The sequence below is a fragment of the Mesorhizobium sp. B2-3-4 genome (genome assembly GCF_006442315.1).
In the GTDB taxonomy this organism is placed as follows: Bacteria; Pseudomonadota; Alphaproteobacteria; order Rhizobiales; family Rhizobiaceae; genus Mesorhizobium.
The window spans coordinates 285758-292415 of record NZ_VFVY01000006.1 but is presented as its reverse complement, the minus strand read 5'-3'; the positions used below and the strand labels follow the sequence as shown (position 1 = coordinate 292415).

Annotated in this window: 3 protein-coding genes; 1 reads left to right on the top strand and 2 read right to left on the bottom strand. The window is 65.1% G+C overall.

Translation table 11 applies throughout. The annotated features are described in order from the left end of the window. Positions 1 to 125: 125 nt before the first annotated feature. Complete coding sequence (locus FJ967_RS12425) at positions 126 to 1970, bottom strand: aminopeptidase P family protein (protein WP_140731991.1); 1845 nt, start codon at positions 1968 to 1970, stop codon at positions 126 to 128. Positions 1971 to 2240: 270 nt separating this feature from the next. Between FJ967_RS12425 and FJ967_RS12420 the strand changes: the two genes are divergently transcribed. Continuing rightward, positions 2241 to 5738, top strand: a complete 3498-nt coding sequence (locus FJ967_RS12420) for an autotransporter domain-containing protein (RefSeq protein ID WP_140731990.1) — start codon at positions 2241 to 2243, stop codon at positions 5736 to 5738. A 40-nt stretch (positions 5739 to 5778) separates the two neighbouring features. Here the strand turns inward: FJ967_RS12420 and FJ967_RS12415 are convergent, their stop codons facing one another. Next, on the bottom strand, positions 5779 to 6651 hold the full coding sequence (locus FJ967_RS12415; protein ID WP_140731989.1) for a 50S ribosomal protein L11 methyltransferase: 873 nt from the start codon (positions 6649 to 6651) through the stop codon (positions 5779 to 5781). Positions 6652 to 6658 lie beyond the last annotated feature (7 nt).

Genomic DNA, 6658 nt, shown 5'->3' with positions numbered 1-6658 from the left:
GTCATCCTCAATGCAAAAGCACGCGATGCGCGCGTGGAGTTCGCAAATGCAACTTGACACAACAGATAGTCGCTCATCGCCCTGCCGGGCATTTCTCCCCGTATAGTGACGGGGAGAAAGAGCTCTTAGATTTTCGCGTCGTGCGGCAGTGGTGCGGTCGCGTTTTCCAGCCAGGCAAGCGTCTCGCCATCGAGCATCGGGCCGATCTCGGCCAGCACGCGGGCGTGGTAGGCGTCGAGCCAGTGAAGCTCCTCGCGCGTCAGCAGGTCGGTGCGAACCAGCCTGACGTCGATCGGCGCCAGCGTCAGCGTCTCGAAAGCGTGCATGGCGATGTCTCCGCCCTCGATCTGTTCGGCCGGCGTCACCAGGATCAGGTTTTCGATGCGGATGCCGTAGGCGCCTTCCTTGTAATAGCCGGGCTCGTTGGAGAGCATCATGCCCTCGAGCAGCTTCTCGGTGCCGGTGCGCGCGATGCGCTGCGGGCCTTCGTGGACGGCCAGATAGGAGCCGACGCCATGGCCTGTGCCATGGGCGAAGTCGCAGCCATGTTTCCACAACGCCATGCGGGCGACGGCGTCGATTTCCGAACCGCGTGTGCCGGCGGGAAAGCGCAGCGTGGAAATGCCGATCATGCCTTTCAGCACCAGCGTGAAGCGCTCGCGCATCTCCTGCGTCGGCTCGCCGATCGGTACCGTGCGGGTGATGTCCGTCGTGCCGTCCTGGTATTGCGCGCCGGAATCGAGCAGGAACAGTTCGCCGGCCTTGAGCTTGCGGCTGGTGGCGCGCGAGACGCGATAGTGCATGATGGCGCCGTTCGGGCCGGCGCCCGAAATGGTATCGAAGGAAACGTCGCGCAGCGGCATCTGGGTTTCCTCGCCGGTCTGCCGGCGCGTCTCTTCCAGCCTGGTGACGACCGCGATCTCGTCGAGCGAGCCGGGTTTTTGCCGGTCGAGCCAGCACAGCAGCTTGGCCACGGCCGCACCGTCACGCCGATGCGCGGCGCGCGAGCCGCTGATCTCGGCCTGGTTCTTGGTGGCGCGCGGGATGCGGGCGGGGTCGGCCGCGGCAATCACCGTGCCGCCATTGTCCTCGACCAGCATGCGCAGCTTGTCGGCCGCCAGAACCGGGTCGAGCGCGATTTTCGCCCCACCTTTGGCAAGGGCTGCGATCGCGGCTTCGAATTCGCCGGGTTCATGCGGATCGGCGAGCTGCGTGAGGTAGGCCGCGACCTGGCGCGAGAATTTGCGCCTGTCCATGAACAGCTGATGCGAGCCGTCGGCGGCGAGGATGGCGAAGCCGAGCGCCAGCGGCGTATGTGGCACGTCGCCGCCACGGATGTTGAAGGCCCAGGCGATGGAGGAGGGGTCGGTCAACACCGCATGGCTGGCACCCTCCTTGGCGATTGCCGTTGCCAGCCGCGCCAGCTTGTCCTTGGCAAGCTCGCCGGCAAAGCCGATCGGGTGCAGTTCGACCGGGGCCACGGGCGCAGCGGGCTGATCTTTCCAGATGACGTCGATCGGGTTGTTCGCGAGCGGCACCAGCACGGCGCCGGTCTTGTCGGCCGAGGCCTGCAGCGCCTTGATCTCGCCGATCGTGTGCAGCCACGGATCGAAGCCAAGCCGCGCACCCTTGCCGAGGTTCTCCCGGAGCCAGACGGCAGGCGGGTTGTCGACCAGGCTTTCGATCGAAAAGATGTCGAGGTCGACTTCGCCGCGCACCTGCAGCGTGTAGCGCCCGTCGACGAAGACGAAGGCGCGGTCGCGCAGCACGATGGCGACTCCGGCCGAGCCGCTGAAGCCGGTCAGCCATTTCAGCCGGGCCGAACGATCGGCGACATATTCTCCCTGATGTTCGTCGGCGCGCGGCACGATGAAGCCGTCGAGGCCGTTCGCCGCCAGCCATTGGCGCAATAGCGCCACACGCGGCTTGCCTACCGCCGGGTCGCCCGCGGAATCGAAGGTCTGGAACATGATGGGCCTCCTGATATCAGCGCTGATGTAGCGCATGGGCCTGGAAATCGGAATCGATTTCCGGTCGGCGCAACCTGCTACAGTGTCTGCCGGGAGACAACCAAATGGCGCTGGTCCAGCCATCGTCACCTGCGCGCGCAATTGTGATCAGAAAAAGTCAGCAGACGCTGTCTTTTGAGCGTGCGCTGGCTTTCGCGGCAAGCTAGTCCTACCGCGTTTGTGGCGGACGAGCGGGGGCTCTTCCGATTGAATCGTTGTCGGAGAGCGTTGATGAACATTGAAAAGCCGCGGCCATTTCCGGCCAGCCTGGCAGTGCGGCGGCGCTGGCTGCTGGTCGGCACGGCACTGGCCGGACTGGCCTTGGCGGGGACGCCGGCGGTCGCGCAGCAGTGGACGGGGGCGACGAGTTCCGACTACACCGACGCAACCAACTGGACCGGTGGAACCACGCCGAATTCGACCGTGGCGCCGGTGATCTTCGGGTCCGGCGCGAGCACGACCACGGTCAATCTCGATACACCCTATCCGGCGGGCTATTATTCCGCCGGTTCCGTGACGTTCAACGATCCCGGCAGCGCCTATACGATCAATGTCTCGAACACGGCCTATCTGAACATTTCGGGTGGCGTGAGCAACACGTCCGGACTGACCCAGAACTTCACCGTGACGGGGGATTCCGGCACGGGCGCTGCGTCGGAGATCATCTTCAACAACAGCGATGCCGGCAGCAATGTCGTCTATACCGTCAACGCCTACGGTACCGTGCAGTTCAATTCCGTCGCCGGCTCGGCGTCCGGCGCGGACGCAGCGTTCGTCCTCAATGGCGGCGCGGTCGCGCTGTCGGGTTCGGGTACGCTCGCGCTCGGTTCGGTCGAAGGCTCGGGAATCCTTTCCTACTATGGAAATCCGGGCGGCTCGTCCGGCACGTTCCAGATCGGCGGTCTGAACACCAGCACCACCTTCAATGCACAGATACAGGAACAAACCGGCTCACTGTCGATCGAGAAAGTGGGAAGCGGCACGCTGACGCTGGATGGGGCAAGCACCTATAGCGGCGGTACGATCCTGAGCGGGGGAACGCTGCTGATCGCCAATGACGCGGCGCTCGGCACCGGCGGCCTGACCATGGCCAGCGGCACGACCTTCGGCGCCAGCGGCGGCGCGCGCACTTTCGCGCAAGCGGTCGCGCTCGAAACCGGGTCGGAAACGATCGACACCAGCAATGGCGATCTGACGCTTTCGTCAGGCATCGGCGAAAGCGGCGGCCCGGCGAGCCTGACCAAGCTCGGCGACGGCACGCTCACGATCAACGGGCCAAGTACCTATAGCGGCGGCACAAACCTCTATGGCGGCACGCTCAGCGTGGGCAACGACAGTGCGCTCGGCAGCGGGGCGGTCTATGCGGGCGGCGGCACCACCATCGACATCCAGGATGGCATCACGGTCAACAACGACCTGACCATATATGCAAGCATGAACCTGAACGTCGGTTCGGGGGCAACGGGCACCTATACAGGTCTGATTTCGGAATTCAGCGATCCTTCGGCGATCATGAAGACAGGCGCCGGCACACTCGTACTGACCAACAACGACAACAGTTTCAGTTCCGGCGCAATCATCAAGCAGGGAACGATCCAGGTCACGGCCGATCATGCGCTGGGCTCGGGTCCGATAACGCTGGATGGCGGCACGTTGCAGGCTGGGGCAAACCTCACCCTTGCCAATCTCTCGATCCTGTTCGGCCCTGCCGGCGGTACTATCGACACGAATGGGTTCGACGTCAGCACCAGCGCCAGCATGGGTGAAACCGACACGCCAAGCGGGACGTTCACCAAGACAGGGGCCGGAACGCTGACGGTGGATGGTTTTGCCGGCAACAACACCTACGCCACGGCCACCGATGTCGCCCAAGGCACGCTGAAGGCGGCCACGGCCAACATATTCAGCGCCAACAGCGCCTATACGGTGGAAAGTGGCGCGGCCCTGTCGCTCAACAATTTCAGCCAGGCGATCGGCTCGCTCGCGGGCGCCGGCTCGGTCGAGCTCGGGACCGCCACCTTGACCACCGGCGGCAAGAACACCGACACGGTGTTTTCGGGCGCCATCACCGGAACGGGCGGCCTGACCAAGGCCGGCAGCGGCACTTTCGAACTCTCCGGCGACAGCGGCGCTTTCACCGGTGCGACAACGGTGCAGGCCGGCACGTTGCTGGTGACCGGAAATCTTGCCGGTTCCGTCGTCACGGTCGACGATGGCGCCACGCTCGAAGGCGATGGCAGCATCGGCGGACTGGTGGCCAAGGGCATTGTCGAGCCGGGCAAGAATGCAATCGACACGCTGACCGTCAAAGGCAATGTCAGTTTCACGGCCGGGTCGACCTATGCGGTCGATCTCAACACCGCCGGCGCATCCGATCTCATAAATGCCACGGGCGCCGCGACGATCAGCGGTGGCGCGAATTTGACGCTGACGAATTCAGGCGTTTACGTGCCGGGCCAATACACCGTGCTGCATGCCGATGGCGGCCTGCTTGGCAACAAGACCTTCACCATCATCGATCCGCAAGTTTCCTACTTCCTGGCCGCGACGATCGGCCAGGATTTGAACGACATCTATGTCGATATCGCGCAGAACAGATCCCTGGGCTCGGCCGGCTCGACGCCAAACCAGGTCGCTACGGCCGGCGGGCTGGAAAGCGTCGGCGGCGGCGCCTTGACCGGCGCGATCCTGGCTCTGCCTTCGGCCGAAGCCGCGCAGGCAGCCTTCGACCAGCTTTCGGGCGAAATCCATGCCTCGGCCAAGGGCATGCTGCTCCAGGACAGCCACTTCCTGCAGGACGCGGTGACGGCGCGCCTGCGTGGCGCCTTCGGCGACAGCGGCAAAACCGCTTCGCTGCCGGTCATGGCCTATGGCGAGGACGGCGTTCAGCCGGTCGCCGCCGACACGGATCGCTTCGCGTTCTGGTCGCAGGGTTTTGGTTCGTGGGGCGGTACCGACAGCGACGGCAACGCGGCCGCCTTCGACCGCTCGACAGGTGGCCTGCTGGTCGGCGCCGACGGCCTCGTCGGTGACTGGCGGATCGGCGTGGTCGGCGGCTACAGCCGCACCAGCTTCGACGCCGACGACAGGCGCTCGTCGGGCGACAGCGACAATTATCATCTCGGCCTCTATGGTGGGACGAATTGGGGCGCGATCGCGTTCCGGACCGGTGCCGCCTACACCTGGAACCGGATCTCAACCTCGCGCTCGGTGGCTTTCCAGGGCTTCACCGACAGCCTGTCGGCCGACTACGATGCCGCCACCGCGCAGGCCTTCGGCGAACTGGCCTACAAGACCGATGCCGGGCCGTTTGCCTTCGAGCCCTTCGCCAATCTCGCCTATGTCAACCTGCGCACCGATGGTTTCAGCGAAACCGGCGGCGATGCCGCGCTGACGAGCGGCAGCTCGACGTCGGATGCGACCTTCACTACGCTCGGCGCCAGGGCCTCCACCGACATCACCATCGGCGGCGTGGCGGCCACCGCGCGCGCAATGTTCGGTTGGCGCCATGCTTTCGGCGACGTGACGCCCCTGTCGACCTTCGCCTTCGCCGGTGGCGACAACTTCACCATCGCCGGCGTGCCGATCGCCAGGGATGCGATGCTGGTCGAGGCCGGCTTCGACGTGCAGCTGGCGCGAAATGCCACGCTTGGCCTGTCCTATGCCGGGCAGTTCGGGCCCGATGCCTTCGACAATGGCTTCAAGGCCAATCTGGGCATCAAATTCTAGGAAACGGGGCCATCGAGGGTCGGCAATCGCTTTGCCGGCCTCAGTGCTTGAGGTGGATCGTCACCCAGCCTTCGCGGTGCAGGGTGCGCACATGGCGGAAGTTCTGGCCGACATAGGCCGAGACGACCGCGTCACGCTGGCGGTCGAGGATGCCCGACAGCACGATCGAGCCGCCGGGCGCGATGTGCCTGGCCATCTCCGGCGCCAGCCGCATCAGCGGCCGCGCCAGTATGTTGGCGACGATGAGATCGAAAGGCGCGCGCTTGCCGAAAATCGGGTGATGAAAACCCGGCGCCGTCACCGTTTCCACCAGCGCCTTGACGTGGTTGAGACGCGCATTGGCGGCGGCAACCTTCACCGCGATCGGGTCGATATCCGTCGCCAGGACCGGAATATGGGCAAGCTTGGCGACCGCGATGGCCAAAACCGCGCTGCCGGTGCCCAGATCTAGCGCGTTGCGCGGCTGCTCGCGCCGCACGACCTTTTCCAGCATTTCCAGGCAGCCCGACGTGGTGCCGTGATGGCCGGTGCCGAAAGCGAGCCCGGCCTCGATCTCGATGGCCAGCTCGCCGCTATGGCGCTTCCTGCGGTCATGCGCGCCATGGACGAAGAAACGGCCGGCACGTACCGGCTTCAGGCCTTCGAGCGAGCGCGCCACCCAGTCAATGTCGGGCAGGGCCTCGCGCTCGATCGGCTTCGACATGGAAAGCCCGGCCAGAACGTCCTTCAGCCGCGCCTCGACGTCATCGGCATCGCCCTCGGTATAGAGCGAGACCTCGTGGATGTCGGCGTCCTCGTCCACCTCTAGCACGGCAATCGGCAGGCCCTCATCCTCGAAGGCCATCTCCAGCGCCGCGAAGATGCGGTCAGCCTCGATCTTTCCGGTGGTGAAATGCAGCCGCGTCTGGGTCATGGCGGAT